Below are 26947 nucleotides of genomic sequence, written 5' to 3'. Positions count from 1 at the left end.
AAAGCTGCGTTTGCCTAGTAACGAGCGCAATAGGAGCAGCTGTCCTGGTGGCTGCGTGTGGCTCTGCACCCGCGCCCCCAAACTCATCCGATGCTGTGCAATCGCCCTCCGCGCAGACGTCGGCCGCCTCGCCTTCGACCAGTGCTGACGCCGGGACGGTTATCGATGTCACGGTCGACAAGGGTGTGGCAACACCTACCAACGCGGAGGCTCAGGCTGTAGCCGGGCAGCCGATCGTGCTGCAGGTGACCAGCGACGCCGTGGACAGCTTGCACGTGCACTCAGTACCCGAACACGTCTTCGAGGTGGCGGCCGCCCCAAGTCAGCGCTTCGAGTTCACCGTCGACATTCCCGGTCGCGTCGCCGTGGAGCTACATGACCTGCATGTCACAGTCGTCACCATCGAAGTCCGGCCTTGATCAGCGAAGCCACTGAAACAGTCCTCGCGCATGGTGTAGGGGGATCGACTGACCTCCCAGTGCCCTTGTCCTATGCGGTGATTGGGGCCGCGTGGGCATTGGCCGCGACCTTCGCTGTGGTTGCAGTGGCGTGGAGGACGCCGCGGTTCGACCCGGCGAAGCCCGGTCGGGAGTTACCGACGTGGGTGACTGCTGTCGTCGACTCCTCGATTGTTCGATGGTTCTTCGCAGCTGCCGCCGCAATCTTCTCCATATGGGTAGCCGTGGCCGCGATTTGGGGACCCCAGGGCAGCGACAACGCCCTCCCGGGCGCGTTTTATGTGCTGCTTTGGGTAGGTCTGGTCGCCGTCTCGGTGATCATCGGCCCAGTATGGCGAGTGATCTCGCCGGTACGCACTATGTGGCGACTCGTCCACGCTGGGCGGCAGGGCGCGACCCCCTCAAAGGGCCGCATGCAGTACCGAGCGGGCTGGGGCTACTGGCCCGGCGTGGTGGGGTTGTTTGCGTTCGTGTGGCTGGAACTAGCAAGTTCTGATCCAGGCTCGCTGACGGCGATCAAGATCTGGATTCTCCTCTACCTCGTTGCAATGCTGGTTGGCGCAGCATTCTTTGGAACGACTTGGTTCGCGCGGGCCGACCCGTTCGAGGTGTACAGCGTGACCGTCTCGCGGCTGGCACCGTTCAGGAGAAACCGCGCAACAGGGCGCATCGTCCTTGGGAACCCGCTCGATCATCTACCCACCATGCCGGTGCGATCAGGCACCGTCGCGGTGATGGCTGTGCTCCTCGGATCCACCGCGTTCGACAGCTTCTCCCAGTCCGCAACCTTCAGCAACTTCGTTAATCGCAACGCCGCAGCCATTCCGTTGGTCGGTGATGTCGCGGGAGGCACGGTACTGCGGACCTTCGGGCTATTGCTTTTCGTGCTTGCGGTCGGTGTGACGTTCTCGGCTGCGGCACGCGCGGCCGCCGGTGTAAGTCGGGAGCAACGCCGTCAGTTGCCGGGCCTACTCGCTCACAGTCTCATTCCGATAGTCGTGGGCTACATTTTCGCGCACTATCTTTCCTACCTCGTCGAGCGGGGCCAGGAGACAATCGTGCGGCTGGCTGACCCGCTTGGAAGGGGCTGGCACCTACTCGGACTGGACTCCGGCGACGTGCAGTACTTCCTTTCTCTAAATCCGACACTGCTGTGGGCCATCAAGGTTGCCTCCGTGGTCATCGGACACATGCTGGCAGTAGTCGCCGCGCACGATAAAGCATTGCGGGCGCTGCCCGTAGGCCACCAACTGACCGGCCAGCTGGCAATGATGCTGACGATGGTCGGCTATACGTTTGCCGGTCTGTACCTGCTATTCGGCGCCTGACCTCAACCCCCGAGATCTATCGAGACCCGACGGCACTGCCTCGTTCACAAGATGCATCCCGTCTAGCGGCAGCACGGTCTGTCAATGCCGTCATAACGCACGTCGGGCTCTCATCTTTAACTACTATCGAGGTACGTAGATGGAATCGAGTTCGATCCAAACGGTTGACTGGAGGAGTTTCGATGGACATGGCAATGTGTGCCTGCTGTGAAGCCATGGCTGCTGCGGCAGCCTGCTGTCCGGGCGGTCCGCCTATGCCAGTGATGCCGCCCCCACCCCCGCCGCCGCCGATGTAAGAATTTACCGAAGCAGGCGGCGCGACTCGACTCAATGAACCATCACCGTCAAGAGCCGTGCCCTCGCCGCCGAGCGCGTCTGTGGTGGATAGTCGCTGGCATTTCGGCCGCAATAGCGATCGCTGCGGTGATAGCCGTTCTTGCAGTCAAAGATTCGGGGACGTCTTCGCTATCGGAGGACGATGCCGCGCAGCAGCGTTGCGAGGTTGATGTCATTAATCGCCTCGCCTCGCCGGCAACTGCGCAGATTTCGCAGATCGACGCCAGAAGCGATGTGTTGGATACCAACAGCCGGGATCTGTTCTCGTTGCTAGAGCCTCCACTTAAGGGGATCGATCAATCGCGCATAGAAGTCTGGAATGTGGCCGGCGTTGTGCTTTCAAAGAACGACTACGGGAGCACGATGCAGACGCTCTTCACCTGCCGCGCCTACTTCCTCGACGGCGACCTGGTGCACACCCTTGTCCTCCTGGATCACCACCATTGACTCCATTGGTCCCGCGACGCAGACGACGCCTGAGCGCTGGAGGTTGGCCGTGCCTCTCGAAGATCGAACATCCCCGCGGACGTCAGGAAGGCTAGTTCGCGCAGACCGACAGTCACGGCGACGTATGCGTGTCCCCGTTAGAGCACGACTGGGACCCGCCGGAAGTAGCTGTTACGGTAAGTTACGGTAAAACTTGAAAACCCGTACAGGATGGCTCGGCCGCATAACCGACCGGTCAGGGAGTGCCCGGGGAGGGTAACCCCCTGGGGGCCACGTAGCACTCCTACCACCGGTGCCTGTCCCGATCGGTGTCCTCGCCCACGTCCATGCCGGCGGCGATGCCAACTGGAAGGATCCGGGTACAGGGAAGTCGCGGCAAGTGAACTCACAGGGGGACTGGTGCAACGGATTCTGGTAGCTCTCGTGCTGCTGTTGTCCGTCGCAGGCTGCGGCGCTGGCGGCGGATCAGACTCGAGTGGAACCACGACCGCTCCGACAGGCACGCCCTCAACCGCTACCCCCACCCAACGACTCCTCTCCGAGGAAGCGCTCACCGAGGCACTTCTGGGCCTGCAGGACCTTCCGGCCGGGTATAGCCAAGACCCACCCTCGGACCCAGGCGCCCCGAAGACGTTTTGCGACTACGTGCCGCCCTTCCAAGAGAAGATCAGGGTGAAGCGGGAGTTCACCAAGGGCGGTGGCCTGTCCGCCGAGTTCCTGAGTGTTGGATTGCGCCAGTATGCAGACGCCGATCAAGCTGGGGCATCGTTTAAGTCCCTCACTGATGCGCTCGCATCGTGCACTACCGAAACCTACGGCGGAGCGAAACTCACTTACGCGCCCATGTCTGCACCCAAGGTCGGCAACGGCTCAATCGGCATCAAGATCACCTCTGATGGCGGCCCAGACCTCCTTCAGTTCTTCGCAGTCATAGGGCCTGTCCTCGTGAACACCGGCGGTGGCGGGCTGATGAACGCCAATGCCGAGGAGGTCATAAACCTCCTCAAAGCCCAAGTAAACAAGTACGAAGCTACCGCAGGGTCATAGCTGTCCTGCAGCAACACAGCCTCCCTCAGAAGGCCCAGACAGTCCTCCAACGTCCACGCTGACGATCGAATGTCCATCTGGGGTACACCCGTGGTGGACAGCGCCCAACGGGTTCTCAGATGTCAAACTAGGGCCCGTTTCGCTTTGATTGACAGACTGTCTATCAATGTCTAGAGTCCAGATTAACATTGCGGAGCTAGGAGCGGAACACATGGGCCATCGCGTGGGATACCAGCGAGTAAGCACAGTCGACCAGAACACTGATCGCCAGCTCGATGGGGTCGAGCTGGACAAGGTGTTCAGCGACAGAGCAAGCGGCAAGGACACGCAGCGACCTCAATTGGCCGCTTGCCTGGGGTACATCCGTGAGGGTGACACCCTGGTCGTCCACTCGATGGATCGACTCGCACGCAACGTTGAAGACCTGCGCCGCATTGTTCGGGAGCTCACCGGCCAGGGCGTCAAAGTCCAATTCTTGAAAGAAAACTTGACCTTCGCTGGTGATGACTCGCCAATGAACACGCTGCTGCTCTCCATGCTGGGAGCTGTCGCAGAGTTCGAACGGTCGATGATCCTCGAACGCCAGCGCGAGGGAATTGCTCTCGCGAAGGCTGCCGGGAAGTACAAGGGCCGTAAAGCTTCGCTCTCCGATGAACAGGCCAAAGAGCTCCGTGCCCGTATAGCAGCGGGGGAAGCCGTGACCGCGCTCGCGAAGGAGTTTGGTGTAAGCCGGCAAACCGTTTACAACTACGCGGCGTGACCCCCGTCAGGTAATCCGTGCGACGCACTGTCCTACTGATGCCGAATCTTTTCGAGTGGGCGCCTAAATCAACTCGTTGGGTAGCCCCAAATGATCCAGCAACAATTGCTCTTCATACCAGCGTCGGAACTTTTCTTCCGTCAAGCGCTCGATCCCATCGGCCTCGTCGTAATCAGATGATTGGCCGGATGGCGAACCGGCCACGGCCGATGCCCCTGCAGTGCTGGCCAGACGAGCGTCCTTCAATCGGCGAGCCATGAAGTAGCCGTCGCGGTTTCGCCGATAGCGTTCGGACTGCATCTCAGATCGTTTGGCGGCTCCAAGGGCGACGGCCAGTTCATCGAGCCTCCAACCGTCACCGGACGCTGTCCATTGAGTGCCCGACTTCGCGGCGAGACCATGCTTCTCCAAAACCTTCAAGTGACGGTCCACCGTCCGCCTGTCAGCCCTTCGGACTTCTGCGAGCTCCTTCGTCGTGACCGGACGGCCGAGCCCACCCAGTACCAGCCACGTCCGGCCTGTGTTCTTGCCCAGTCCGGACCCATTCCTGAAGACAGGGTGAAGCAACACCCGGTCCCTCTCGGACTGGTCATAGTTGCCGCACTTATCCCCTATAGGGGGGGACGGTATTAGTGCGGTCATCCTGTCCAACTTGGAGCCGAACCGGTAGGTGTCGGCGTCCCCTGCCTGAACAGCGTGCGATCGTTCCAGCCATCTCGCGTCTACTAGGCGGCTGAGCGCGCCGCGCACCGTGCGGTCCTCGAGCTGCGCCACCTCCGCGATCTTGCGGGATCCGAAAGTGAGTGCAGTGGTTCCTGATGCAGTTCCAAGTTCGCAAAGTGCGAGCATGACAGCACGGTCCGTAGTGCCTGTCCGGCCCGGCCAATCGGCCGCTTCGACGGCCACCCGGATTTCCGAGATCCTCTTGAGGATTTCTGCCGGCGACAACTGGCTGGCCGCTTTCTCCCATGTCCGAGCTAAGAAGCTTTCCGGGTTCTCGGTCCCTTCGCCAGCTAAGAGCGCATGGTATTTCGCACCGCATGGGTTGTTGGCCATCACGACTCGGTAGGTTGCGTAGTCGTACCCACATGCGCGGAGACCCGAAGCAACAGCCAGTGCCATGGGAGAACGGCCCGCATAGCGGTTGTCGGAATCGCCCTCGCTTATCAGTGTCATCAACCAGGGCGGCAGGTTCTTCCGGCGCGGCTCGACGTACTCCGAGGGGCCGAGGACCTCCAACGCATCATCGACCCTCACTGGGGAGATCAGCGCCGTCATTAGCCCTTTGCGATGAGGGGCCAGCGGCGGCCGGATCGACCGACGAAGTGCTGATTTCGGAATGCCCAGGGATAAGGCTTCTGCCTCGACCAAAGCGCGGTCGTCACACCTCACATACAGATGTCGGTGCCCAAGGCGACCAGACGACGCGACGAGCACCGGAAGGCCTTGTGCGCTTGCCCAGCTTGCGAGGAGTTCGCCGGACGCAACCAACTCGGGCGTATCGAGGTCGAAGGCCGTAAGCGTGTCCTTGAGGTCGACGAAGAAAGCGCGTCCCGACTCCGCGGCGTCCTCGATGGACACCCATCCCCCCGGGTCAGCCGAATTGTCTTCGTTCAGCAGCCTGGCACCGCCGCCGGGCTTCACCACCGCCAGCGCAAGCACTAGCACGTCAGCTATACGAACGGCGGCTACCGCCTCAGGCCTCATTGCCAGGCCCTCCCACAGGTGATGCTCATCTGCTCTCGTGTGTCATTCGGATTGCGGCCAGCGGCATCAGGCCGCCACTTGCACTTTACGAAGTGCTACCAATGCCCAGCTCAGCAGTATTACCGCTTGCGCCAAGTAGTCGATCAGCCGGAGAAATTTGCTTGGGTTCCAGCGAAAGGAAGTAATCGGCCTCAACCTTTACGTCCTCGACCACCCGCTCCGTCGTGCTGACCCCGATCGAGTATTCCTTCAAAAGCTCGCAAAGCCGATCGCCGTCGATGAGATCAATCGGCGGTGCTCCATCCCGCTTCGATTCCGTCCGCGCGTCGTTCGTGAAGGTGCCCGTTGTAATAAGCAGCCCCTTCTCGCCACGTCCAGCCATAGCTCCACGGAAGTCCCGCACCGCCCCTGCGCCGACGCTCCCGGAATACCTCTTGCACTGAAAAAACACCGGGAAGCTCAGCAGCGAGATCTGGTAGACACCCTGGCCATCGATGCCACCATCGCCAGTGCGTCCCGTCACCATCGCGCTCGAAAAGCCAGACTCTCGCAGCAGCCGCTGCGCCAACCGCTCGAAAGCGGTCGGCGACATCTTCAGCAGGGACTCCAGAAGCTCGTCCTTCCAATCGGCCTCGGCCTCCGCTTCTACCTGGTCAAGCTCACTCGAGACGTTCGACTTACCGCTCTTCCTCTTGCCCTTCTTCTTTTTCGAGTACGCGGCGACGAACTGAGAGTGAAGGGGGCCAATCTCTGGCTGGGTGGCCGTCTGGCCGGCCTCGGTGACGGTCCAAACACCGCGCTTGCTGTTCGTTAGGAGGCCCATTCCCTTGAGGTAGGTCCTCGCCCAAGCAAGCCGGTACTGGATCTCGGTCTGAGGTCCATCTCCGTGCAGAACGTCTTGTTGCTCGCTTGAGAATTGTTCGGCCTCGATCACGGCGGCGTCCAACTCAGCAATGGACGCTGAGCCGCCGAGACCCTTCGCGGCTTGGAGCGTGGGCCAGAGCATGTCCGTGTACGGGGGCACCGTTGTAGTCACGACTAGGAGCATCGCAGAGCGCGGGAGTCGGGCAAGCGACTCCGCCCCGGCCTTTGCCGAAATTTTCACCTGAGAGGACCGGTCCACGGATGGCTGAAGTCGTCCGATGCCGCGTTCGCGAATGTTCGGCTCGTGATGCCGAATCGCTTGAATCGCAGGTATGTCAGGTATCGCCAAGCGTCCATCTTATTGACAGCGCGTAAATAGGTTGCGGATCGGCGTCTGGCTTCATCGACACCAGCCGTCAACCGTTGCTCATTGGCTTCGAGCAGTTCCTCCCTTTGTTGTGGCGAGAGGCCGTGAGTCGGTAACGACGCAGGCACATCGAACCGACCAGCGATGTCAAGCAATATGTCTCGGAGCTGGGCCATGTGGAAGGTACTCGGTGACCTCAGGCCGTCACGTTCGGACAGGAGCCGCAGCCTTTCAGCAGACGAGCGGAGAAACCGCTCGTTCAGGAAGACATGATTGCCTTGCTGGTATTCGTCGCACGCCTTGAACACCTCGTCCAAAACTTCGCGGAGTTGCTGTCGCAGTCCCCGCTGCCGACCAATGCTAGCGACGCCTATGAGGGCTCCGACCGCGGTGAGTGGCAGTGCGGCGATGGTTGCCCAAGCCGCGAATTCTTCCAACATCTGCAAGAGTGTTCCAAACCGGATCAACGAAGAACACCCGAACCGAATCGGTCCAAGCCGCGTTCAATAACCGATGAACGACGACGAAGGCGAAGGAATCTGAGGCGGGGCCGGACCCCGGCGGACGCACCCGCCGTACTAGTAGCACTCGACCTTGTGCGCTGGCGGCTCGCACTACTCGCGGCTAAGCAATTCGGTGATCGGGACATCCGACGCGAGGTCGAAAGCTTGTGACCTCTGCCCGTCAGGGCTGACCAGCACCACACCGTCGTCACTCAGCTCGATACCCGCTACGCCGTTTTCTCCCATAGTTCTGAAGACCTCCTGCCATTGAGCCACAGGTCCACTGGCGTTCAACTGCTGCGTGAGTGTGCTCAAGTCTCCGAGGTCCAAATTGATTCCCCCACGGCCGAACTCGGCTCTCACGTTCATCGTCCGGAGCCAGACGTTCTTCGCGGTCACGTCCTGGCGTCCCCACCAGTCGCCGAACTTCTCGCCCGTCGGCTGCCAGTTCCATCCAGCAGGCTTAATCTCATCGGTGGATAGCTTCTCTTGGCGGGCCGCAAGCGTCTCGATGCGGGCCATCAGAGCGTCGTACTGAGGTGTCCCGGTGCGGAACGTGGGGGTGCCGATGAAGCCCGTCACTTCCACCAGTTCGGCGTTGATCTCTTCTAATTCTGCTGAGTGGTCCGAGCCTGAATCCCATACCCGCTCAAGCCTTTCGGACTCACCGAGCAACGTAGCGATCGAACGCTCTACTAGCGAATCGATTTGGTCTGCGCGGATCGTCTTGTTTCCACACTTGACGGCTTGAGTCATCGACTTGCATCTGTACCGGGGGAACTGGCTATGGCTGCCGCCGTTGAACTTATAGGCGGGCTTCCCACAGATCCCGCAGTGGAGCACGCGCAGCAGCAGCGACGACGAGCGCTCGGTCGGCTCACCGCGCTTGGACCTGCTGTCAAGTTCCACCCGTAGCCGCTCGAATACTTCGCGGGTCAGGATCGGCTCCGCACGGACGATCGGGGAGCCGTCATCACCACGGATCGACTTGCCGTTGGCGTCGGTTACTCGTCCGAGCATGGCCTCACTGAGTAGTGATCGCTTGAGCGGAGTCACACTCCACGCCGTCCCCTTCGTCGGCTTGCCTTGCAGTTTCAGGGTGTGATCCTTCGGGGTGGGAACGCCTCGGCGGGTCAAGTCGTGGGCAATCCGTTGTAGCGGTTCTCCATCGACTACGCGACCCGCAACCTCGTGAATCACCTGGACCTGTCCGGCATCCTGGACCAAACGCCAAGCCCCATCAATCTTTTCGGGACGGTATCCCCACGGCGGTTGTGATCCCCGGTACCTGCCTGCCTTGATGTTGTGGCGGGCGGTCGAAGCGTTGCGCTCGGAGATCGCCTCCAGCTCCATCTGTGCGACCGTTCCCATAAGCGCGATGACGACACCGGCGAACTTGGTGGTGGTATCGAAGTGCTGTTCGGTCGCCGATACTAGGGTCTTGCGGTTGTCCTCACACCAGTAGACAAGCTCCTGGAGATGTCGCAGCGACCGAGTGAACCGGTCAACGCGGTAGGCGATCAGAACGTCGAACTCGTCGCTCCGCTCCCGGAGCCAGCCCGACAGTTGGGGTCTCCGCTTGCGGTCGAACGGATCGATCGCACCGGACACGTCCAGGTCTTCGGCAACGCCGACCTCGTCGAAGCCACGCTGAGCGACCAGCTCTCGGCAGATCGCAAGCTGACGCTCGGGGGAGGTAGTAGCGTCGGTGACTCGGGAGAGTCGGGTGACGATAAGGGCTCGTTTAGCGTGGTCAGGCATGGCTTAAATCTAGACTACCGAGACCGCGGTGGTCGACAAGCCGGCCGAGTCGGAGGATGACGGCCATGGCCACGGCCACGGTCATCACCACCACCACTAGTTCGTCATTACGAAGCACCCTCGGCCCTGTTGGGCCGGGGGTGTTTTCGTTCGCCACCGATTCAGGGGTGGATCGTGCATGCTTGGCCGCACACCCCGCGTAGCCGAGTGAGGTCGACCCCATGGATGAGCCACTGCTGCTGGACTGCCGTGACGACCGCGGCGTCGTCACGCTGACTCTGAACCGTCCCGGCGCCTTCAACGCGCTGTCGGAGGCGATGCTCGCAGCGCTGGGCACGACGTTTGACGCGCTCGCCGACGATGAGTCGGTTCGCGCCGTCGTAATTGCGGCGGCAGGCAAGGCCTTCTGCGCCGGCCACGACCTCAAGGAGATGCGGGCCGAGCCGTCGCTGGAGTACTACCAACAGCTGTTCGCCCAGTGCACCGACGTGATGCTGTCCATCCAGCGCCTTCCGGTCCCGGTGATCGCGCGCGTGCAGGGCATCGCGACCGCGGCAGGATGTCAGCTCGTCGCGATGTGTGATCTCGCGGTTGCCAGCGACGATGCGCGGTTCGCAGTCAGCGGTATCAACGTCGGACTCTTCTGTGCGACCCCGGGAGTGGCGCTATCACGCAACGTCCCGCGTAAGGCCGCCTTCGAGATGCTCGTCACGGGCGAGTTCGTCTCCGCAGAGGAGGCCCGGGTGCTGGGGTTGGTCAACCGGGTGACGGCACCCGAGCGCCTGGACGACGAAATCGAGGCGCTGGTGGCGCAGATCGTTGCGAAACCCCGTGTCGCGGTCGCGATGGGGAAGGCGCTCTTCTACCGCCAGATTGAAGTCGGCATCGAGTCGGCCTATGGCGATGCGGGCTCGACGATGGCCTGCAACATGATGGATCCGAGCGCACTCGAGGGTGTCTCGGCCTTCATCGAGAAGCGCCGGCCTGACTGGTGATGCGGCCCGGTTCTGTTGGGCCAGAAGTGTTTCGTGCGTCCGATGCCTGAGCGGAGGTTGTCCAACATGATCGATGACGTTCAGGCGATCAAGAATCTGGTATATCGCTATTCCGAGGCGTTCGACACCGGTGACTTCGATTCTGCCGTGGGTCTTTTCGCGGAAGCTCGTGTTCGTGTGTCTGGTAGCGATGCGACTTTCACCGGCGCAGCGATACGTTCGTTGCTCACCGACAGGATGCGGCTGTACGACGGCATTCCGATGACCAAACACTTCATCACCAACGTCATCATCGATATCGCCGCAGGAGGACGCGACGCCGACGCACGCTCGTACTTCGTCGCGTTGCAGGCGCTCCCGGATTTCCCGCTTCAACCCGTGCTGGCGGGTCGCTGGCACGACAGGTTGACCAAAGTCGACGGGCAATGGCGATTCGAGGAACGGTTGATCCATGCTGACCTCATGGGCGACATCAGCCATCACCTCACAGTCGACTGACGACGGCCGCCGCGGTATCGGTCAGAAAATAAGCTGTGCCGATCCCGCTCGTGGGGGCCACCTCGGTACGTACTATTCGCTGGTGCCGTTGCGGAACGGTGCGCCCCAGGCCGGGGAGGTGTGGTGAACCTACGACGCAGATGGCGTACGCCCCCGGCCGATGTGGTGATCGAGGTCGCCAACGCCGACGAGCTGTTCTACGCCGACCCCAGCGGCCTGATGGCCGGAGCGCGTCGCATCGACAGCGGTATGGACGAACTGGTGGAACGCTTACTGGCCCAGCGAGAGGTCGGCCCCCACCAGCGCGTCATTCTGGACATCGCCAGCGTGTGCTCGGATGACGAGACCGCCAAGGTGATCGCGGCCGTCCGCCGCTACTGCGAGCTGCGACTGCGCCGGGCCCACCGCGAACACGACCTCATCTGGCGCCAAGGCCTGCGGTCGCTGCTCAGTGGCTCGCTGCTGTTCGTCCTCGGCATCGCCTTATCGTTTGCATTCACGCGACCGGGGATGGGTGAATTCGCCAACGACCTGATCGGCAGCGGCGTGTTCCTCGTCGTCGCGTGGGTCGGCCTGTGGTACCCGCTCGACTTGCTGTTCATCGCCCGTGAGCAGGCCAAGCGCGAGATCAGTGTGCTCACCAAGATGCTCACCATGCCGGTGGTCGTCCGTGCGCAGAATCGCGCTCTTCCGGCTGTAACGATGTCGCCCTCACCGGCCAAACAGGGCTTACCGCTGAGCCTGGAGGCTCGCTTCCGACGTTTTCGAGGGCCGTCCAAGTCAGGCATTTAGGAGGTGCGTATGCGCTCGATCTCGTGTTGCGCTGCCGCTGCGCTCATTGCCGCGGTTTCCGCTGTCGCGCCTGTGGCGTCGGCCGGTGCTGCCCCGCTGGACCCGATCCCGGGCAACGGGTTCTTTCTCGTAGGGCCCGACATCGCGCCAGGTCTCTATCAAACGGCTGGCACGGCGTCGACCTTCGGGGTTTGGATCAACGATGTGCCGACCCAGGACTCGATGTGCGTCTGGTTCACCTACAGCACGCCTGATGCCAACAAGGACAATGTGGTGGCGACGAACATCTCCATGGGGCCGATGTTCGCGAACATCAACACGACGGTGATGGCTTTCGAGTCGCGGAACTGCCAACCCTGGACCCGCGTGACCTGAAAATGGGTGATAACCCAGAAGCCGGGGTACCCAACGCAAATGGTGGAACACGAGGGTGGGCAGTGGAACGTCGCCACGAAGGAAAACGAGGTGTACCTCGAGCGGATGTCCGAGGACAACGAGCGGATGTTCGAGGACTCGTTGGCGCCTGAAGAGGCCCGGCAATTGGCTCGGCTGCTGACGAAGCACGCGGATGGGATCAGCGACGCGGCAAAGGCCAGCAAGGACGACGATGACAAGGGTGACGACTCCGGCAAGGACGCTGAAGACAAGGACGCTGAAGACAAGGACGCTGAAGACAAGGACGCTGAAGACAAGGGTGAGGACTCCGACGCAGGCGGATGAGCGGACTGGATCTGCATCTGGATCGCCCGGGCGGCAGGGTCCGCGACGGCGTGATGGACGCGATCCGCGACGCGATCCGTTCGGGCCGACTGGTGTCGGGCACCCGCCTGCCCTCCAGTCGTGCGTTGGCCGCGGATCTGGGTGTCGCTCGGAACACGGTGGCACGCGCCTACGCGGAACTCATCGCCGAGGGGTGGCTGACCTCGCAACTGGGTTCGGGAACCCTTGTCTCCCAACGGGCCGGCCAGGCGGTCCGGTCCGCATCCGCACCACCGGAGGAACGCGCACCGCGCCGGCTTGAGCACGACCTCCGGCCCGGACATCCCGATTTGTCGTCGTTTCCTCGGACGGAGTGGAGTCGCGCGGTCAAACGAGCACTCGACGCGGCACCATTCGAGGCGTTCGGTTATACCGACACCTACGGCAGGAGGGAATTGCGTCACGCGCTTGCCGAGTATCTGGCTCGGGCGCGGGGAGTTCGGGCGCAGCCACGCAACATCGTCGTCTGCAGTGGCGCCGCGGAGGGCGTGGGTCTCATCGCCGGCGCCCTGGCGAGTACCGGCGTCGTGGAGGTGGTGGTCGAGGAGTTCGGATTGTCTTCTCAGTGGGCCTCGTTGCGCCGGGCGGGATTACGTTGTCCGCCACTGCGAGTGGACGCCAACGGCGCCGCCGTCGACGCGCTGGCGGACAGGCCAGAGGTAGGTGGCGTGATGCTCACGCCGTCGCATCAATTCCCGCTGGGAGTGTCACTGCACTCCGACCGCCGCGCAGCCGTCATCGATTGGGCACGCCGAACCGGTGGTGTGATCATCGAAGACGATTACGACGGCGAGTTTCGCTACGACCGCAGCCCGGTCGGGGCGTTACACGGCAACGACCCCGACCATGTGATCTACATGGGGACGGCGAGCAAGTCGCTGGCGCCGGGGCTTCGGCTCGGTTGGCTGGTGGTACCGGATCGACTCGTCGACGCGGTCGCGAGGCAGAAGGGTGACACCGAGGAGACCTCGGGGTTCGTCGACCAGCTGGCGATGGCCGAATTCATCGCGTCGGGCTCGTACGACAGGCACATTCGCACCATGCGCTCCGAGTACCGGCGCCGGCGTGAACAGCTCGTCACCACCATCGCCCGCTCATCGCCGTCGACGGTGGTGAAGGGAATGCCCGCAGGACTGCACATGATGCTCGAGTTTCGCGGCGGCGACAGCAGTGCGCTGGCCCGACGACGCGAGTGGCGGCGCCTCGGCGTGGAGGGACTCGACCTGTATCGCCATCCTGAGGGCGCGCGCGATCGCGACGGTTTGGTGATCGGCTATGCCTCGCCTGCACCCAGCGCGTGGTCGGCGGCCTTGGAAGCCCTGATCGCAGCGCTGCCCTCAACCTGACCCTGCCTGCAGTCTTCAAGTGGCCCATGTTGGCGGATCTTCCGACATTAGCGTTGGAGGCATGTTGGTCACCGGGAATGTCAGGGTCACCGATCTGCTGTCGGCGACGCCACCGCCGATTCCCGCAGGGGCACACGCGATGACGCAGCTCGTCGAGTTGCCCCCAGCGGACAAGGGTGTGGGACCACACCGCCATTCCGGCCCGGTTTTCGGTTATGTGCTGAAGGGCAGGATCCTCTTCGAGCTGGAAGGGGATGCTCCGCGTGAAATCGTTGCGGGCGAGGCATTTTGGGAGCCTGGCGGCGAAGTCGTGCACTATCAGGTGAGCAACCTTGACACCGACGGGTGGAGTCGCTTCCTGGCCGTCTGCATCTGTGCTCCCGGAGTCGACATGATCACCATGCTCGAACCCGACGAGATCGTGGCCCGAGATTCGTTGCGCCATCCAAGCGCCCGTCAGTACGGAGGTTGACCACCATGCGAGCGATCGTTGCGCGTGACCGCGCCGCCGGAGTCGGTGGACTTGCGTTGGGGGAGATGCCATATCCGCACGTCGCCGAGAACGACGTCATCGTCGAAGTACATGCGGCGGGGTTCACGCCGGGCGAACTCGACTGGCCGGGGACCTGGATCGACCGAGCCGGTCGCGATCGAGCGCCGACTATTCCCGGCCACGAAGTCTCGGGGATCGTCGCTGAGCTCGGTTACGGGACGACCGGATTGACGGTCGGTCAACGAGTCTTCGGGGTCACCGATTGGGCTCGCAATGGCACACTGGCCGAATTCGTCGCGGTGGAGGCGCGCAACCTTGCGCCACTGTCTGCAGGGATCGACCACACCACCGCTGCGGCGCTTCCGATTTCAGGTCTGACGGCCTGGCAGGGGCTGTTCACCCACGGTCAACTTCGCGCAGGACAAACCGTGATGATTCATGGTGCGGCTGGCGGTGTCGGCTCGATAGCCGTGCAACTGGCCTTAGCGGCGGGTGCGCGGGTGATCGGTACGGGCCGCGCTGCCAGTCGGGAGATCGTGCACGGGCTGGGTGTCGAAACCTTCGTCGACCTGGATCGGGATCGACTTGAAGGGGTGGGGGAGGTTGACATGGTTTTCGATGTGATCGGAGGTCAAGTCCTCTGTCGCTCAGCGGCTGTGGTCCGCGCTGGCGGTGTGCTGGTAAGCATCGCGGAACCGCCTCCGAATCCGCCCGACAACATCCGGTCGGTGTTCTTTGTCGTCGAACCTGACCGTGCGGAACTCGCCGAGTTGGAGCTACGGCTCAGAGGCGGACGGTTGCGTCCACTCGTCGGAGCGATACGGCCCCTCGATGAGGCCGCTGCGGCATTCGATCCGGCGCGTCGAGGTCGGGGCAAGACCGTGATCCGAGTTGTCGACGACGTACCGGAACGCCTTGCCGACGAGGCTGTTTCCTGACAGGGCAATGAAAGTAGGAGCCGTGGACGTTGTGTCTGACATGGGATCACCTGTTACCGATCGCGCGGGGGTCGAGCTCACGTTTCCGCAGACGCCTGCAGCCACAGCCGCTCTGTCGGTAGCCACCCGCTTCTACTCGCCCGCCCTGCTCCACCACTGCTTCCGCTCGTACCTGTGGGCGGCAAAGTACGCGGCGGCTCACGGCATCACCTTCGACGATGAACTGCTCTACGTGTCCGCGATGCTGCACGACCTCGGTCTGACTGAAGCGTTCGACACTCACCGCGTCGCGTTCGAAGAGTCCGGCGGCAGCCTGGCCTGGGTGTTCGGCGTCGCGGCCGGATGGCCCGCCGAGCGGGCAGCACGGGCCGAGGAGATCATCGTGCTGCACATGCGTCCTGACGTGTCTGCGGCCGACGACCCGGAATCCCACCTGTTGCAGGTCGCCACCAGCTGGGACGTCGCCGGGCGTCGCCCCGAGGAGTTCCCGGAGGAACTGCGTGCGGTGATACTCGCGCGCCATCCACGACAGGGATTCGGTCGTGAGTTCATCGCGCACTTCGAAGAGCAGGCTCGACGCAAGCCGGACAGCGCCGCTGCGGCATCGATCGCCAACAACGGAGCCGGACGGATCGGGGCGAACCCGCTCGACGCTTAGTCGGTCGCAACGTGCGGTGGGTCGTAGATGACGAGGAAGATCAGGTCGTCATCGCCGGTGTTGGTCAACTTGTGTTCGGCGTTGGCGGGCACTGCTGTTTGTCCGCCGTCGCGATGGCGCCGTCCTGACCGAAGCCGGTTCCGTCGCCGTGGCCCATGCGCGGGAAGCGGTGCGGCAGATGGCGTTAATGCGGACCGAGACCGCAGCCCTTACCGGCGACGTGACCGGGAGGCTGAGTTTGGCGAGCATACCGACGGCCACGGCGACGTTGATCGCTCCGGAACTGCGGACGTTCTCTCATCGGCATCCGGCCGTCACTATTCGGTTGTTGGAGGGAAGCGAGCAGGAGATACGGGACTGGCTCGACCAGGGGGCTGTCGAAGCCGGTGTGGTGAGCCTGCCCGCCAAGGGCCTTGACGTTGCAGCGCTCGGCGATCAGGAGATGGTTGCCGTGGTGCCCGCTGACAGTTGGCTGGCCGCGAAAGATGTTGTCGGTTACGTCGATTTGGCGAAGGAGCCCTTTGCGCGGGGGACCGGGGGCGCGGCAGATGTGTTCATGCCGGTGGCTCGAAAGGCCGGTGTCCGGTTCGACTTGGCATTTGAAGCGCGCGAGATCGCGGCGACCCTCGAGATCGTGGCGGCGGGGCTCGCAGTGAGCATCCTGCCTGGAGCAGGTCTGCCGGAGCTGCCGGGTGTTGCAGTCCGGCGCTTGGTTCCTCGTACCGTCAGACACTTGGGCGTTGCCGTGTCGGCAAGCGCATCCGCGCCTGCCCGAGCCTTTCTCGACCAGATATCTGAACGGATGGATGTCGAGGAGACCTGACCGACGGCTATCCAACCAGCGAAAATGGTCGAAGCTCACAGCGAATGGCATGGTGGCTGCCATGAGCCGGACTTCCTGCAGTTTGATCCGCAAGTGGGCGACGTTGGCGATTTCGGTCATCGCGATGTTGGGCTTTGTGACGGCGTGCGGCACGCAGTCCCATCGCGATAAGGCGCCCGCCTCCAATTTCACTGAAGGCGGCGTCGCCGCACCTTTAGCCCCACCAGAGCAGGGGCCTGCGCCAGTCGATGACGTGACGCGCGACGTCATCAAGACCGCGTCGATGACCATCACGGTTGCCAATACCTCCGAGGCCGCCGACAAGGCGGCCGTCCTGGTGGAACAGGCCGGCGGTCGGGTCGACAGCCGTAGCGAGGACGCGGGGTCAGACCGCGGATTCGCCCGCACCTCGATCGTGCTGCGAGTTCCCGCGGCCAAGCTCGACGGTGTGGTGCGGGAACTCAAAGGTCTCGGCACGGTGCAGAGCGCCGAAACCAGGTCCGAGGATGTCACGGCGCAGCGGGTCGACCTCGACGCCCGCATCAGGGCCCTGCAGACATCGGTCGATCGTCTGCTGGCCATCATGCGCGACGCCAGGGACCCCGAGGCGCTCATCTCCGCCGAGGACGCGCTCTCCCAACGCCAAGCGGATCTGGACAGCCTGCGTGCCCAACGAGAAGCGCTCGGCGATCAGATCGAATACAGCACCATCAATGTGACCTTCGCGGCGCAGACAATCGGCGGGCCCGCGCCCAAGGAGTATCAGGGCTTTATGGGCCAGGTCGAACGAGGCTGGGACACAATGGTTTTCGTCGCCGGAAACCTGGTGCTGCTCTTCGGCCTGCTGCTGCCATGGCTGGTCCTGCTTGCCATCGTTGTCGGCGTCATCTACGGCATCGTCCGAGTGGCGGGGGCTCGCCGGCCCGCGACCGTCCCGGCGGCCACGCCGGCTGAGCAAGACGCCGCGAAATCAGACGTGGACGTCGCGCAGGCCGACGGCGAATCGCACGCCTGAGCAGTTGTAACAGCCAACGCAGCCGACGCAATTGGTGCAACCGACACAGCCGAGGCAGGCGACACACTTCTTGCAGAACGCGCACGCCACACATGCGATGCTTCCGGCGACCGCGAGCGACATCGCGGTGACGATGCTTCCGGCGACGGCGGCGCTGCCCGCAGTGGCGATCGATCCGGCCACGGCGGTGCTGGCGACGGTCGCCGCGGAACTGACAACGCCGGCGCTGGCCACGGTCGCCGCCGAGCCTGCAACTGCGGTGCTCGCGACCGTTGCCGCCGATCCGGCAACCGCGGAGCTGGCCACTGTCGCTGTGGATCCGGCCACGGCGGTGCTGGCCGTCATCGACTCGGAGTTGGCAACGCCGCCGTCATAGTTCACGGAGCTCATTCTGGGTGAGAGCGGGCCGGTTGTCCTGTATTGGCGTCACGTACGAAAAGGCCCCAACCCGGTACGCCCGGGTGGGGCCCTTCGCTCTGTTTAGTGGTTGTGAACTACGAGGCTCGGCGGATACCCCGCTTCAGCAACAATTCGCGCTCGGACTCGGACAGCCCGCCCCAGATGCCGTAAGGCTCCCCGACGGACAGTGCGTGCGAACGGCACTGCGCGATCACCGGGCAGCTCCGGCACATCTCCTTGGCGCGCATCTCGCGCTGAGCGCGTGCCCGGCCGCGCTCGCCGTCGGGGTGAAAGAACATGGACGAGTCGACGCCTCGGCAAAGGCCGGCGATCTGCCAATCCCAGATATCTGCATTGGGCCCGGGAAGCTGTTGCGGCTGTGGCATTGGAAAAACCCCTCTCTACACACCCATTTCGCTAACTACGCGAGTGCGTGAGTTTCAAAACCGATCCGAGCTCAAGTCGCCGATGACTTCTCGTGCCCACAAACTAGGGGGGCTCATGAAATTCCGTCAATAGCCTGCACATGTGCTTAGCGGCATAGGGGCTGGTCCAGAATTTACTTCACGTTCATCATTGGGACTCAGTCGCAACGAAGTCGATGTTAAGCAAACGTGCCGCGACGGTCGACGAAGCGCATTTTTCCTGATCGCGTCAAATGGTGCCGCTGTGGCAAATTTCTTCGACCCGACTCTGGCTTACATGGAATTAACATTGGCAGCACCAACTGTTAACCAATGTGATTTCCACGCCGATTCGGAAACGTGCCCACCGGTACCGGGTATCGCACCGCTCGTTGATAGCGTGCGGCTCCGATGACCACTTCTCTGGCAGCAGCCCTGTCCGACGTCGCCTTCGGCGATGACCCCGGACGTTGGCCGCTGCCCGCCGCGATGACTCCTCACGATCTGTGGCTGCGTGCCGTGGCGGCCGGCGGTCAGGGCCGCTACAGCAGCGCATTCGCCGATCTCGCGCAGCTGCGCCGCGCGGCGCCAGGTCAGTTGCTGTCGTTGGCCCACAGCACGCGCGCGTCGTTCCTGCGGCAGCTCGGCTGGCACGCCCTGGCCCGCACCTGGGACGGGCACGCGGCGGCGGTCGCAGGAACCGACCGCGAGGCCGGCGCCGACGCACTGATCGGTCTGGCCGCCGACGCGTTGGGCGTGGGTCGGTTCACGGCATCGGAGCGGGCCTTGCGCCGCGCGGCCGACTTGATAGACGAGTCCGTGCCGGCCCGGCTACACGTGCGGATGGCGTGGGTGTCCGCAGAACTGGCGATGGCCAGGGGGCAGGGCTCGGTGGCGGTCGAACATGCCGATGGGGCGGTTGCCGCCGCCGCGGCGCTCGGTTCAGCACGACACACTGTGAAATCAGAGGTGGTGCGGGCTGCGGCGCTCTGTTGTGCCGGTGACCTGGACGGCTCCCGGCGGGTCGCGGACAGCGCACTGGCCGACACCGAACGCCTCGGAATGATCCCGCTGCGCTGGGCGTTGGCGAGCCTGTTGGCCGGCATCGGCAGCGCCACGCACTCAGAGATAGAGGTGGTCGCCATCCGCGACGAATCTGCCGACACAGTCCGGTCACGGGGCGGCGTGTGGGCCGTCCGCTGAGCCAGGAGCACGCCATCCTGAAAGTTATTGTTTAGCTGAGCCAACCGCCACCTGTAACTGTCCCTGTAAGTAACGCTGGAGAGATCGCCCACGATGACAATTTCGGGAGAACGTCTCGATGCTGTCGTTGCTGAGGCTGTAGCGGGCAACCGGGACGCACTCCGGAGGGTGCTTGAGACCATTCGTCCCATCGTCGTCCGGTATTGCCGGGCAAGGGTGGGGTCGACTGAGCGAAGTGGCCTGTCAGCAGATGACATTGCCCAGGAGGTGTGCTTGGCCGCCATCACGGCGCTGCCGCGGTACAAGGATCAGGGACGACCGTTCCTGGCCTTCGTGTACGGCATTGCTGCGCACAAGGTCGCTGACGCGCATCGCGCAGCGGGCAGAAATCGCTCCGACCCGACGGATGTCGTGCCGGAACGCTTCTCGCTGGACGCAGGACCTGAGCAGATGGCGCTGGACTCCGAAGCATCGGCGCGGATGAAGAAGCTACTGGCCGTGCTACCGGAGAAACAGCGGGAAATCCTCATCCTGCGCGTGGTCGTCGGCATGAGTGCCGAAGAGACCGCCGAGGCCGTCGGAAGCACTGCTGGCGCCGTCCGAGTCGCCCAGCACCGTGCGCTGGCGCGGCTCAAGGAAGAGATCATTTCGACGGGGCACGACCATGCCTGACTTCGGACGCTGGACTTCCAACGGGGGCGATCCGTCGCTCAACGAGATCAACCGGAGCGATCGCTTCCTGGACGCACTCGCCACCGAGCAACCGGTGTATGCGACCGACGCCAGCGAGGCAGAGCTGATCAGCCTGTTGTCCGGATGGCGCGACGAGATTCGGCAGAAGCCGCTGTCGGTGCCGGTGACGCCGCGGGATGCGGTGATCGCACTGGACTCCGCGCAGCGCACCCGCCGGTCACGCCGGACCCTGGCGCTCGTCGGGTCGACCGCTGCGGCGGTGCTGTGCCTCGGCGGGTTCGCCAGCGTCGTCGCGGGTTCAGGACCGGGCGACACGCTGTACGGGTTGCGCACGATGATCTTCGGTGAGCAGGCGACGCCCCGGGACGACGCAGTGATGCTTGCGTCGCAGCAGCTCGCTGAGGTGCAGCAACTCGTCGATCAAGGACAGTGGGACGCGGCGCAGCAGAAGCTGGAGACGCTGACCACGACGGTCGCGACGGTCAGCGACGATGTGCAGAAACAGGAACTGGTCAGTCAGTGGCAAGAGCTGACGGTCAAGGTCGAGGCGAAGGACGCCGCGGCGACGCTGCCGCCTGACGTCCCGCCGCCGACCTTCCCCGAGGTGGTCGTGCTGCAGACGCCGACTTCGCCGGAGGCGACGACCTCGTCGGAGACGCCACCGTCGGATGCCACGACCTCACCGTCTGAGTCCACGACGCCCTCGGAGACTTCGACGACGCCTTCGTCCGAGACCCCGTCGCCGACCTCGCCGTCCCCGGGGACCACCGCGACGTCGGCTCCAGGGACCACGGCCGTGGAAGCCCCGCCGCCTTCGACGCTCCCGACGACGGTGGCGCCGACATCGGTACCCAACACGCCGACGCCGGAGGAGGAAGAGCAACTGCCTGCGAGTTCGTCGGTGGCAACAGCCTCACCGACGACAGCCTCACCCACGACAGCCCCACCTTCGACGACGCAGCCGCCCACGACGAGCACCACCGTGGCGCTGACTACGAAAACCCAGCCTGCGCCGTCATCCACTGTTTCTGAGGCCGCCGAGGAGGCGCCGACAGCAGTCCAGGCGCCGCCGGCAACCGTGGAGGCACCGTCGGCAACAGTTCAGGCGCCGTCAGTCCCGCGGCAAGCACCGCAGACCCAGCGGCAGGCGCCGGTGACGACGATCGTGGTGCCCGAACCGAAGCCGGAGTCAGGGTCCGGGGGAGACGGCAGCTAACCCAGGCGGCTAACTCGACGTTGCGCGCTCAGCGATACCCGTCGGTGTCCGTGGTGGCCTCATTGAGCGAGGCATCGGCGTAACCGCGGCAGTAATCCCAGGTGACGTAGGCGTCGGGCTCGGGATCGTAGGCGGGCTCATGCGGCCGGACAGTGCCGTCGACCAGGAGCTGCAGCAGGTTGGCGCGCAGCATGTCCCAGTCGTGGTAGTGGTCCTGCTGGCACTCGTCACAGCAGACGACCAGTCCACGAATTCCCTTGTGCGCCAACAGTGCTTCATACACCGCGAGGTCCGCGAGATCGGCTTCGACCGCGGTGCGCTCCTGCGGGTCCAGTGGCTGCCCCGGCTCGAGGGCGTCGAGCGCAGCCGAGGGATCACAGGGGTCGTCAGCGAACGGGTCGGGCGGCAAACCCGGCGGGAGGTGGTCGCGCACGCCTCCACACTACGCAGCGGTCCATATTTCGCGCCAGCCGTGTAGCGGCATGGCGCAACCGGGAGTGTGGCACCGAACTGACGACGTCAATGCCGATAAGATGGGGAATCTAGCTCGTCCGTCCCGGGAGGCCCACCCATGTCGATCGCTGAAAGCAGCCTTCCCCTTGCCGTTCCTGTGTCGACCGGCGGCGATGATCCGACCAAGATCGCGATGCTCGGCCTCACCTTCGACGACGTACTGCTGCTGCCCGCCGCCTCCGATGTGGTGCCCGCCACAGCCGACACCTCCAGCCAACTGACCAAGCGGATCCGGTTGAGGGTGCCCCTTGTCAGCTCGGCGATGGACACCGTCACCGAGTCGCGGATGGCCATTGCGATGGCCCGCGCCGGTGGAATGGGTGTGCTGCACCGCAACCTCCCCGTCGCCGAACAGGCCAGCCAGGTCGAGACCGTCAAGCGTTCCGAGGCCGGCATGGTGACCGATCCCGTCACCTGCTCGCCGGACAACACGCTGGCCGAGGTGGACGCGATGTGTGCGCGCTTCCGCATTTCCGGGCTTCCGGTCGTCGACGCCACCGGCTCGCTCGTCGGGATCATCACCAACCGGGACATGCGCTTCGAGGTCGACCAGTCCAAGCCGGTGTCTGAAGTGATGACGAAAGCGCCGTTGATCACTGCGCAGGAAGGTGTTTCGGCCGAAGCCGCGCTAGGGCTGTTGCGCCGTCACAAGATTGAGAAGCTGCCGATCGTCGACGGGCACGGCAAGCTGACCGGGCTCATCACCGTCAAGGACTTCGTCAAGACCGAGCAGTTCCCCCTCGCCACCAAGGACAGCGACGGACGCCTGCTCGTCGGCGCGGCGGTCGGTGTCGGCGACGACGCGTGGACCAGGGCGATGACGCTGGTGGACGCCGGCGTCGACGTCGTCATCGTTGACACCGCACACGCACACAACCGCCTGGTGCTCGACATGGTGCACCGCCTCAAGAACGCGGTCGGCGAACGCGTCGACGTCATCGGCGGCAACGTCGCCACCCGCGCGGCCGCGGCCGCGCTCGTCGAGGCGGGCGCCGACGCCGTGAAGGTGGGCGTCGGCCCGGGTTCGATCTGCACCACACGCGTGGTGGCGGGCGTCGGAGCGCCGCAGATCACCGCGATCCTCGAAGCGGTCGCGGCCTGTGCACCAAGAGGCATTCCCGTCATCGCCGACGGCGGCCTGCAGTACTCGGGCGACATCGCCAAGGCGCTCGCCGCCGGCGCGTCGACCGCGATGCTGGGCTCGCTGCTGGCAGGCACCGCCGAGTCGCCGGGCGAGTTGATCTTCGTCAACGGCAAGCAGTTCAAGAGCTATCGGGGCATGGGGTCGGTCGGTGCCATGGCCGGACGTGCAGGTGCGCGGTCGTACTCCAAGGATCGTTATTTCCAGGACGATGCCCTGTCCGAGGACAAGCTGGTGCCGGAGGGCATCGAGGGCCGGGTGCCGTTCCGCGGTCCGCTGTCGACGGTGATCCATCAGCTCACCGGTGGGCTCCGTGCCGCCATGGGCTACACAGGTTCGGCCACCATCGAGCAGTTGCAGCAGGCGCAGTTCGTCCAGATCACCGCTGCGGGTCTGAAGGAGAGCCACCCGCACGACATCGCGATGACTGTCGAGGCTCCGAACTACTACACCCGCTGACGAGCGTTTGCGTTCACCGAAGAGCGCATGCGCGAAGAGGAGATGGCTCCGTGCGTGACATGGTCGAAATCGGCATGGGCCGAACCGCCCGTCGCACTTACGAACTCGACGACATCAACATCGTGCCGTCACGGCGCACGCGATCGTCCCAGGATGTCTCGACGGCCTGGCAACTGGATGCGTACCGGTTCGAGATCCCGGTCGTCACGCATCCGACCGACGCGCTGGTCTCGCCGGAGTTCGCCATCGAGATAGGTCGCCTCGGCGGCCTCGGCGTCCTGAACGGCGAAGGCCTCATCGGTCGGCACGCCGATGTCGAGGAGAAGATCGCCCAAGTCATCGCCGCCGCCGAGATGGGCCCACGCGGTAGCCGGGGAGAACCCGAACCGTCGGCAGCCATCCGGCTGCTGCAGCAGCTCCACGCCGCACCGCTGGATCCCGAGCTGCTGGGAGCCGCGGTGGCGCGGATTCGCGACGCCGGGGTGACGACTGCCGTTCGCGTGAGTCCGCAAAACGCGCAGGCGCTGACGCCTGCGCTCGTCGCCGCGGGCATCGACCTGCTGGTCATCCAGGGCACCATCATCTCGGCCGAGCGCGTCGCCCAGGATCACGGCGTCGGGGAACCGCTGAACCTCAAGACCTTCATCTCCGAACTCGACATACCCGTCGTGGCCGGAGGTGTGCTCGACCACCGCACCGCCCTGCACCTGATGCGGACCGGTGCGGCCGGCGTCATCGTCGGCTACGGGTCGACCAGCGGCGTCACCACCAGCGACGAGGTGCTGGGCATCAGCGTGCCGATGGCGACGGCGATCGCCGACGCCGCCGCGGCACGCCGCGAGTACCTCGACGAGACCGGCGGCCGCTATGTGCACGTGCTCGCCGACGGCGATATCCACACCTCCGGCGACCTGGCCAAGGCCATCGCGTGCGGCGCCGACGCCGTCGTCCTCGGCACGCCGCTGGCCACGGCCGCCGAAGCGCTGGGCGGCGGCTGGTTCTGGCCCGCGGCAGCCGCGCACCCGTCGCTACCGCGCGGCGCTCTGCTGCAGGTGGCGCTCGGGGAGCGGCCATCGCTGGGGCAGGTGCTCACCGGTCCGTCCGACGATCCGTTCGGCTCGTTGAACCTGGTCGGCGGCTTGCGGCGGTCGATGGCGAAGGCCGGATATTGCGATCTCAAGGAGTTCCAGAAGGTCGGTCTGACCGTCGGGGTCTGACGCGCCTGAGAGGTTAGCTGTAAGGGTCACCTGGGTAGTAGTTACCCATGGGTAGCGGGATACTGGGCCGATGAAGCCTGACTACGACGTCCTGGTCATCGGTTCGGGGTTCGGTGGCAGCGTCTCGGCGCTGCGGCTCACCGAGAAGGGCTACCGGGTCGGCGTAGTCGAAGCGGGTCGCCGGTTCGCCGACGAGGAGTTCGCGAAGACCTCGTGGAACCTGCGCAAGTTCCTGTGGGCGCCGAAACTCGGCATGTACGGCATCCAGCGGATCCATCTGCTGCGCAACGTGATGATTCTGGCAGGCGCCGGGGTCGGTGGGGGATCGCTCAACTACGCCAACACGCTCTATGTGCCGCCGGACCCGTTCTTCAACGATCCGCAGTGGAAGAACATCACCGACTGGCGCGCGGAGTTGATGCCGCATTACGACCTGGCCCAGCGGATGCTCGGCGTCGTCACCAACCCGACCTTCACCGACGCCGACCGGGTCATGAAAGAGGTCGCCGACGAGATGGGCGTCGGAGACACGTTCGTGCCGACACCGGTCGGCGTGTTCTTCGGCCCGGACGGCACCAAGACCCCCGGTCGAACCGTGCCCGACCCGTACTTCGGCGGCGCAGGCCCCGAGCGCACCGGCTGCATCGAATGTGGTTCGTGTATGACGGGTTGCCGCTACGGCGCCAAGAACACGCTGCTGAAGAACTACCTCGGCTTGGCGGAAAAGGCTGGGGCAGAAGTCATTCCGATGACCACCGTGACCGGGTTCGAACAGCGGTCCGACGGGCTGTGGGAGGTGCGCACGGCACGCACCGGCCTCTCGCCATTGCGCAGGCGTCGCACGCTCACCGCGACCTACCTGATCCTCGCGGCAGGCACATTCGGCACCCAGAGGCTGTTGTTCAAGATGCGCGACGCGGGCAAGCTGCCCAAGTTGTCCGACAAGCTCGGCGTGCTCACCCGGACCAATTCGGAATCGATCGTCGGCGCCGGACGCTTCGAGGTGTCAAAGGACCTCGACCTCACGCACGGAGTTGCGATCACGTCGTCGATCCACCCGACGGCAGACACGCACATCGAACCGGTGCGCTACGGCAAGGGCTCCAATGCGATGGGGCTGCTGCAGACGCTGATGACCGACGGTGCCGGCCCCTCGGGATCCGACGTCCCGCGCTGGAGACAGTTCCTCCAACAGGCCGCGTCGAATCCGCGCAAACTGCTGCGACTGCTCATCGTGCGCCGGTGGAGCGAGCGGACGATGATCGCGTTGGTCATGCAGCATCTCGACAACTCGATCACCACGTTCACCCGCCGCACCAGGTTCGGCTTCCGGCGGTTGGACAGCAAGCAGGGCCACGGCGAACCCAACCCGTCGTGGATTCCGGTCGGCAACCAGGTGACCCGGCGGATCGCCGAGAAGATCGACGGCGTCGCGGGCGGGACCTGGGGAGAACTGTTCAACATCCCGCTGACCGCCCACTACCTCGGTGGTGCCGCGATCGGTGACTCTGCCGAAACCGGCGTCATCGACCCCTATCAGCGGGTGTTCAACTACCCGACGCTGTCGGTGCACGACGGTGCCTCCGTTTCGGCGAATCTCGGTGTCAACCCGTCGCTTTCGATCACCGCGCAAGCCGAGCGCGCCGCGTCGCTGTGGCCCAACAAGGGGCAGGCGGACCTGCGGCCGGCGCAGGGCGAGCCGTACAAACGGCTCGCGCCGATCCCGCCGGAGCATCCCGTCGTCCCCGCCGACGCACCCGGCGCGCTGCGGCACCTGCCCATCGAGCCGGTCAGCTCGACCGGTTAG

The 26947-nt window shown here is 64.3% G+C and carries 29 protein-coding genes; 22 read left to right on the top strand and 7 right to left on the bottom strand.

All coding sequences use genetic code 11. From position 1 onward, the window contains the following. Window positions 1-95: 95 nt before the first annotated feature. The 5 genes from H7J93_RS09050 (at window position 96) to H7J93_RS09030 (ending at window position 4376) form a co-directional block, all read left to right on the top strand. Window positions 96-419, top strand: coding sequence for a hypothetical protein (locus H7J93_RS09050; protein ID WP_308204910.1), 324 nt, complete (start codon window positions 96-98; stop codon window positions 417-419). Continuing rightward, a complete protein-coding gene (locus H7J93_RS09045; RefSeq protein ID WP_276021469.1) occupies window positions 416-1786 on the top strand; it encodes a hypothetical protein in 1371 nt (456 codons plus the stop codon). The genes H7J93_RS09050 and H7J93_RS09045 overlap by 4 nt, the downstream gene beginning before the upstream one ends. A 423-nt stretch (window positions 1787-2209) precedes the next feature. Next, window positions 2210-2569, top strand: a complete 360-nt coding sequence (locus H7J93_RS09040) for a hypothetical protein (protein ID WP_267305919.1) — start codon at window positions 2210-2212, stop codon at window positions 2567-2569. A gap of 672 nt (window positions 2570-3241) precedes the next feature. Further along, entirely contained in the window at window positions 3242-3616 is a 375-nt protein-coding gene (locus H7J93_RS09035) for a hypothetical protein (RefSeq protein ID WP_267305918.1), read from the top strand. 211 nt (window positions 3617-3827) lie between these two features. Then, window positions 3828-4376: a recombinase family protein gene (locus tag H7J93_RS09030; RefSeq protein WP_267305917.1), complete on the top strand. Its 549-nt coding sequence runs from the start codon at window positions 3828-3830 to the stop codon at window positions 4374-4376. A gap of 63 nt (window positions 4377-4439) precedes the next feature. On the opposite strand, the gene H7J93_RS09025 is transcribed toward H7J93_RS09030, so the two are convergent. The 4 genes from H7J93_RS09025 to H7J93_RS09010 form a co-directional block, all read right to left on the bottom strand. Then, window positions 4440-6038, bottom strand: a complete 1599-nt coding sequence (locus H7J93_RS09025) for a helix-turn-helix domain-containing protein (RefSeq protein WP_267305916.1) — start codon at window positions 6036-6038, stop codon at window positions 4440-4442. Window positions 6039-6168: 130 nt separating this feature from the next. Next, on the bottom strand, window positions 6169-7131 hold the full coding sequence (locus H7J93_RS09020; protein WP_267305972.1) for a restriction endonuclease: 963 nt from the start codon (window positions 7129-7131) through the stop codon (window positions 6169-6171). A 53-nt stretch (window positions 7132-7184) separates the two neighbouring features. Continuing rightward, window positions 7185-7754: a hypothetical protein gene (locus H7J93_RS09015; RefSeq protein ID WP_267305915.1), complete on the bottom strand. Its 570-nt coding sequence runs from the start codon at window positions 7752-7754 to the stop codon at window positions 7185-7187. Window positions 7755-7928: 174 nt separating this feature from the next. Further along, window positions 7929-9578 carry a recombinase family protein gene (locus H7J93_RS09010; protein WP_267305914.1) on the bottom strand — a complete coding sequence of 550 codons (1650 nt, stop codon included), beginning with the start codon at window positions 9576-9578 and terminating at the stop codon, window positions 7929-7931. Window positions 9579-9799: 221 nt separating this feature from the next. Here H7J93_RS09010 and H7J93_RS09005 point away from each other — a divergent pair, with 221 nt between their 5' ends. The 11 genes from H7J93_RS09005 to H7J93_RS08955 all read left to right on the top strand — a co-directional run bounded on the left by H7J93_RS09005 (window position 9800) and on the right by H7J93_RS08955 (window position 17895). Beyond that, window positions 9800-10573 carry an enoyl-CoA hydratase gene (locus tag H7J93_RS09005; protein ID WP_267305913.1) on the top strand — a complete coding sequence of 258 codons (774 nt, stop codon included), beginning with the start codon at window positions 9800-9802 and terminating at the stop codon, window positions 10571-10573. A gap of 66 nt (window positions 10574-10639) precedes the next feature. Further along, window positions 10640-11071 (top strand): nuclear transport factor 2 family protein, encoded by a 432-nt coding sequence (locus H7J93_RS09000; protein ID WP_267305912.1) that lies wholly within the window; start codon window positions 10640-10642, stop codon window positions 11069-11071. Window positions 11072-11194: 123 nt separating this feature from the next. Next, entirely contained in the window at window positions 11195-11863 is a 669-nt protein-coding gene (locus H7J93_RS08995; protein ID WP_267305911.1) for a hypothetical protein, read from the top strand. A gap of 9 nt (window positions 11864-11872) precedes the next feature. Continuing rightward, window positions 11873-12238, top strand: a complete 366-nt coding sequence (locus H7J93_RS08990) for an Rv1352/Rv1906c domain-containing protein (protein ID WP_267305910.1) — start codon at window positions 11873-11875, stop codon at window positions 12236-12238. Between the two features lie 39 nt (window positions 12239-12277). Continuing rightward, on the top strand, window positions 12278-12583 hold the full coding sequence (locus H7J93_RS08985; RefSeq protein ID WP_267305909.1) for a hypothetical protein: 306 nt from the start codon (window positions 12278-12280) through the stop codon (window positions 12581-12583). Further along, the gene (pdxR, locus tag H7J93_RS08980) at window positions 12580-13968 is read left to right on the top strand and encodes a MocR-like pyridoxine biosynthesis transcription factor PdxR (RefSeq protein WP_267305908.1); all 1389 of its coding nucleotides are present in this window, start codon (window positions 12580-12582) and stop codon (window positions 13966-13968) included. The genes H7J93_RS08985 and pdxR overlap by 4 nt, the downstream gene beginning before the upstream one ends. Window positions 13969-14029: 61 nt before the next feature. Then, window positions 14030-14440, top strand: a complete 411-nt coding sequence (locus tag H7J93_RS08975) for a cupin domain-containing protein (RefSeq protein ID WP_267305907.1) — start codon at window positions 14030-14032, stop codon at window positions 14438-14440. Between the two features lie 5 nt (window positions 14441-14445). Next, complete coding sequence (locus H7J93_RS08970) at window positions 14446-15399, top strand: NADP-dependent oxidoreductase (protein WP_267305906.1); 954 nt, start codon at window positions 14446-14448, stop codon at window positions 15397-15399. Window positions 15400-15439: 40 nt separating this feature from the next. Then, window positions 15440-16057 (top strand): HD domain-containing protein, encoded by a 618-nt coding sequence (locus H7J93_RS08965; RefSeq protein WP_267305905.1) that lies wholly within the window; start codon window positions 15440-15442, stop codon window positions 16055-16057. 187 nt (window positions 16058-16244) lie between these two features. Then, window positions 16245-16880: a LysR family transcriptional regulator substrate-binding protein gene (locus H7J93_RS08960; protein WP_267305904.1), complete on the top strand. Its 636-nt coding sequence runs from the start codon at window positions 16245-16247 to the stop codon at window positions 16878-16880. Between the two features lie 61 nt (window positions 16881-16941). After that, complete coding sequence (locus tag H7J93_RS08955) at window positions 16942-17895, top strand: DUF4349 domain-containing protein (RefSeq protein ID WP_267305903.1); 954 nt, start codon at window positions 16942-16944, stop codon at window positions 17893-17895. On the opposite strand, the gene H7J93_RS08950 is transcribed toward H7J93_RS08955, so the two are convergent. Together H7J93_RS08950 and H7J93_RS08945 are read right to left on the bottom strand one after the other, a co-directional pair. Further along, window positions 17851-18240, bottom strand: a complete 390-nt coding sequence (locus tag H7J93_RS08950) for a hypothetical protein (RefSeq protein WP_267305971.1) — start codon at window positions 18238-18240, stop codon at window positions 17851-17853. The two genes, H7J93_RS08955 and H7J93_RS08950, sit on opposite strands and share 45 nt — an antisense overlap. Window positions 18241-18389: 149 nt before the next feature. After that, window positions 18390-18680 carry a WhiB family transcriptional regulator gene (locus H7J93_RS08945; protein WP_083154061.1) on the bottom strand — a complete coding sequence of 97 codons (291 nt, stop codon included), beginning with the start codon at window positions 18678-18680 and terminating at the stop codon, window positions 18390-18392. A 429-nt stretch (window positions 18681-19109) separates the two neighbouring features. On the opposite strand from H7J93_RS08945, the gene H7J93_RS08940 reads away from it, so the two are divergent. From H7J93_RS08940 to H7J93_RS08930, 3 genes are all read left to right on the top strand, one after another. Further along, on the top strand, window positions 19110-19901 hold the full coding sequence (locus H7J93_RS08940) for a hypothetical protein (RefSeq protein ID WP_267305902.1): 792 nt from the start codon (window positions 19110-19112) through the stop codon (window positions 19899-19901). A gap of 93 nt (window positions 19902-19994) precedes the next feature. After that, window positions 19995-20573 carry a sigma-70 family RNA polymerase sigma factor gene (locus tag H7J93_RS08935; RefSeq protein ID WP_267305901.1) on the top strand — a complete coding sequence of 193 codons (579 nt, stop codon included), beginning with the start codon at window positions 19995-19997 and terminating at the stop codon, window positions 20571-20573. After that, window positions 20566-21810: an anti-sigma-D factor RsdA gene (locus H7J93_RS08930; RefSeq protein WP_267305900.1), complete on the top strand. Its 1245-nt coding sequence runs from the start codon at window positions 20566-20568 to the stop codon at window positions 21808-21810. The genes H7J93_RS08935 and H7J93_RS08930 overlap by 8 nt, the downstream gene beginning before the upstream one ends. 28 nt (window positions 21811-21838) lie before the next feature. On the opposite strand, the gene H7J93_RS08925 is transcribed toward H7J93_RS08930, so the two are convergent. Continuing rightward, window positions 21839-22243 carry a DUF5319 domain-containing protein gene (locus tag H7J93_RS08925; protein ID WP_014209027.1) on the bottom strand — a complete coding sequence of 135 codons (405 nt, stop codon included), beginning with the start codon at window positions 22241-22243 and terminating at the stop codon, window positions 21839-21841. 138 nt (window positions 22244-22381) lie between these two features. Between H7J93_RS08925 and guaB the strand changes: the two genes are divergently transcribed. The 3 genes from guaB (at window position 22382) to H7J93_RS08910 (ending at window position 26947) form a co-directional block, all read left to right on the top strand. After that, the gene (gene guaB / locus H7J93_RS08920) at window positions 22382-23923 is read left to right on the top strand and encodes an IMP dehydrogenase (protein ID WP_267305899.1); all 1542 of its coding nucleotides are present in this window, start codon (window positions 22382-22384) and stop codon (window positions 23921-23923) included. A gap of 59 nt (window positions 23924-23982) precedes the next feature. After that, window positions 23983-25140, top strand: coding sequence for a GuaB3 family IMP dehydrogenase-related protein (locus tag H7J93_RS08915; RefSeq protein ID WP_267305970.1), 1158 nt, complete (start codon window positions 23983-23985; stop codon window positions 25138-25140). A gap of 70 nt (window positions 25141-25210) precedes the next feature. Then, window positions 25211-26947 (top strand): GMC family oxidoreductase, encoded by a 1737-nt coding sequence (locus H7J93_RS08910; RefSeq protein ID WP_267305898.1) that lies wholly within the window; start codon window positions 25211-25213, stop codon window positions 26945-26947.

Source organism: Mycobacterium barrassiae (assembly GCF_025822765.1).
Classification (GTDB): domain Bacteria; phylum Actinomycetota; class Actinomycetes; order Mycobacteriales; family Mycobacteriaceae; genus Mycobacterium; species Mycobacterium barrassiae.
Note: the sequence above shows the minus strand (reverse complement) of the source record. Positions and strands in the feature narration are given on the sequence as shown.

Bases quoted from the DNA above. Each gene is read 5' to 3' on its own strand.
- H7J93_RS09030 (WP_267305917.1), top strand. From the start codon at position 3,828: ATGGGCCATCGCGTGGGATACCAGCGAGTAAGCACAGTCGACCAGAAC.
- H7J93_RS09020 (WP_267305972.1), bottom strand. From the start codon at position 7,131: ATGCTCCTAGTCGTGACTACAACGGTGCCCCCGTACACGGACATGCTC.
- H7J93_RS09015 (WP_267305915.1), bottom strand. From the start codon at position 7,754: ATGTTGGAAGAATTCGCGGCTTGGGCAACCATCGCCGCACTGCCACTC.
- H7J93_RS09010 (WP_267305914.1), bottom strand. From the start codon at position 9,578: ATGCCTGACCACGCTAAACGAGCCCTTATCGTCACCCGACTCTCCCGA.
- H7J93_RS09005 (WP_267305913.1), top strand. From the start codon at position 9,800: ATGGATGAGCCACTGCTGCTGGACTGCCGTGACGACCGCGGCGTCGTC.
- H7J93_RS09000 (WP_267305912.1), top strand. From the start codon at position 10,640: ATGATCGATGACGTTCAGGCGATCAAGAATCTGGTATATCGCTATTCC.
- H7J93_RS08990 (WP_267305910.1), top strand. From the start codon at position 11,873: ATGCGCTCGATCTCGTGTTGCGCTGCCGCTGCGCTCATTGCCGCGGTT.
- H7J93_RS08985 (WP_267305909.1), top strand. From the start codon at position 12,278: ATGGTGGAACACGAGGGTGGGCAGTGGAACGTCGCCACGAAGGAAAAC.
- pdxR (WP_267305908.1), top strand. From the start codon at position 12,580: ATGAGCGGACTGGATCTGCATCTGGATCGCCCGGGCGGCAGGGTCCGC.
- H7J93_RS08975 (WP_267305907.1), top strand. From the start codon at position 14,030: ATGTTGGTCACCGGGAATGTCAGGGTCACCGATCTGCTGTCGGCGACG.
- H7J93_RS08970 (WP_267305906.1), top strand. From the start codon at position 14,446: ATGCGAGCGATCGTTGCGCGTGACCGCGCCGCCGGAGTCGGTGGACTT.
- H7J93_RS08965 (WP_267305905.1), top strand. From the start codon at position 15,440: ATGGGATCACCTGTTACCGATCGCGCGGGGGTCGAGCTCACGTTTCCG.
- H7J93_RS08960 (WP_267305904.1), top strand. From the start codon at position 16,245: ATGCGGACCGAGACCGCAGCCCTTACCGGCGACGTGACCGGGAGGCTG.
- H7J93_RS08955 (WP_267305903.1), top strand. From the start codon at position 16,942: ATGAGCCGGACTTCCTGCAGTTTGATCCGCAAGTGGGCGACGTTGGCG.
- H7J93_RS08950 (WP_267305971.1), bottom strand. From the start codon at position 18,240: ATGACGGCCAGCACCGCCGTGGCCGGATCCACAGCGACAGTGGCCAGC.
- H7J93_RS08945 (WP_083154061.1), bottom strand. From the start codon at position 18,680: ATGCCACAGCCGCAACAGCTTCCCGGGCCCAATGCAGATATCTGGGAT.
- H7J93_RS08940 (WP_267305902.1), top strand. From the start codon at position 19,110: ATGACCACTTCTCTGGCAGCAGCCCTGTCCGACGTCGCCTTCGGCGAT.
- H7J93_RS08935 (WP_267305901.1), top strand. From the start codon at position 19,995: ATGACAATTTCGGGAGAACGTCTCGATGCTGTCGTTGCTGAGGCTGTA.
- H7J93_RS08930 (WP_267305900.1), top strand. From the start codon at position 20,566: ATGCCTGACTTCGGACGCTGGACTTCCAACGGGGGCGATCCGTCGCTC.
- guaB (WP_267305899.1), top strand. From the start codon at position 22,382: ATGTCGATCGCTGAAAGCAGCCTTCCCCTTGCCGTTCCTGTGTCGACC.
- H7J93_RS08915 (WP_267305970.1), top strand. From the start codon at position 23,983: ATGGTCGAAATCGGCATGGGCCGAACCGCCCGTCGCACTTACGAACTC.
- H7J93_RS08910 (WP_267305898.1), top strand. From the start codon at position 25,211: ATGAAGCCTGACTACGACGTCCTGGTCATCGGTTCGGGGTTCGGTGGC.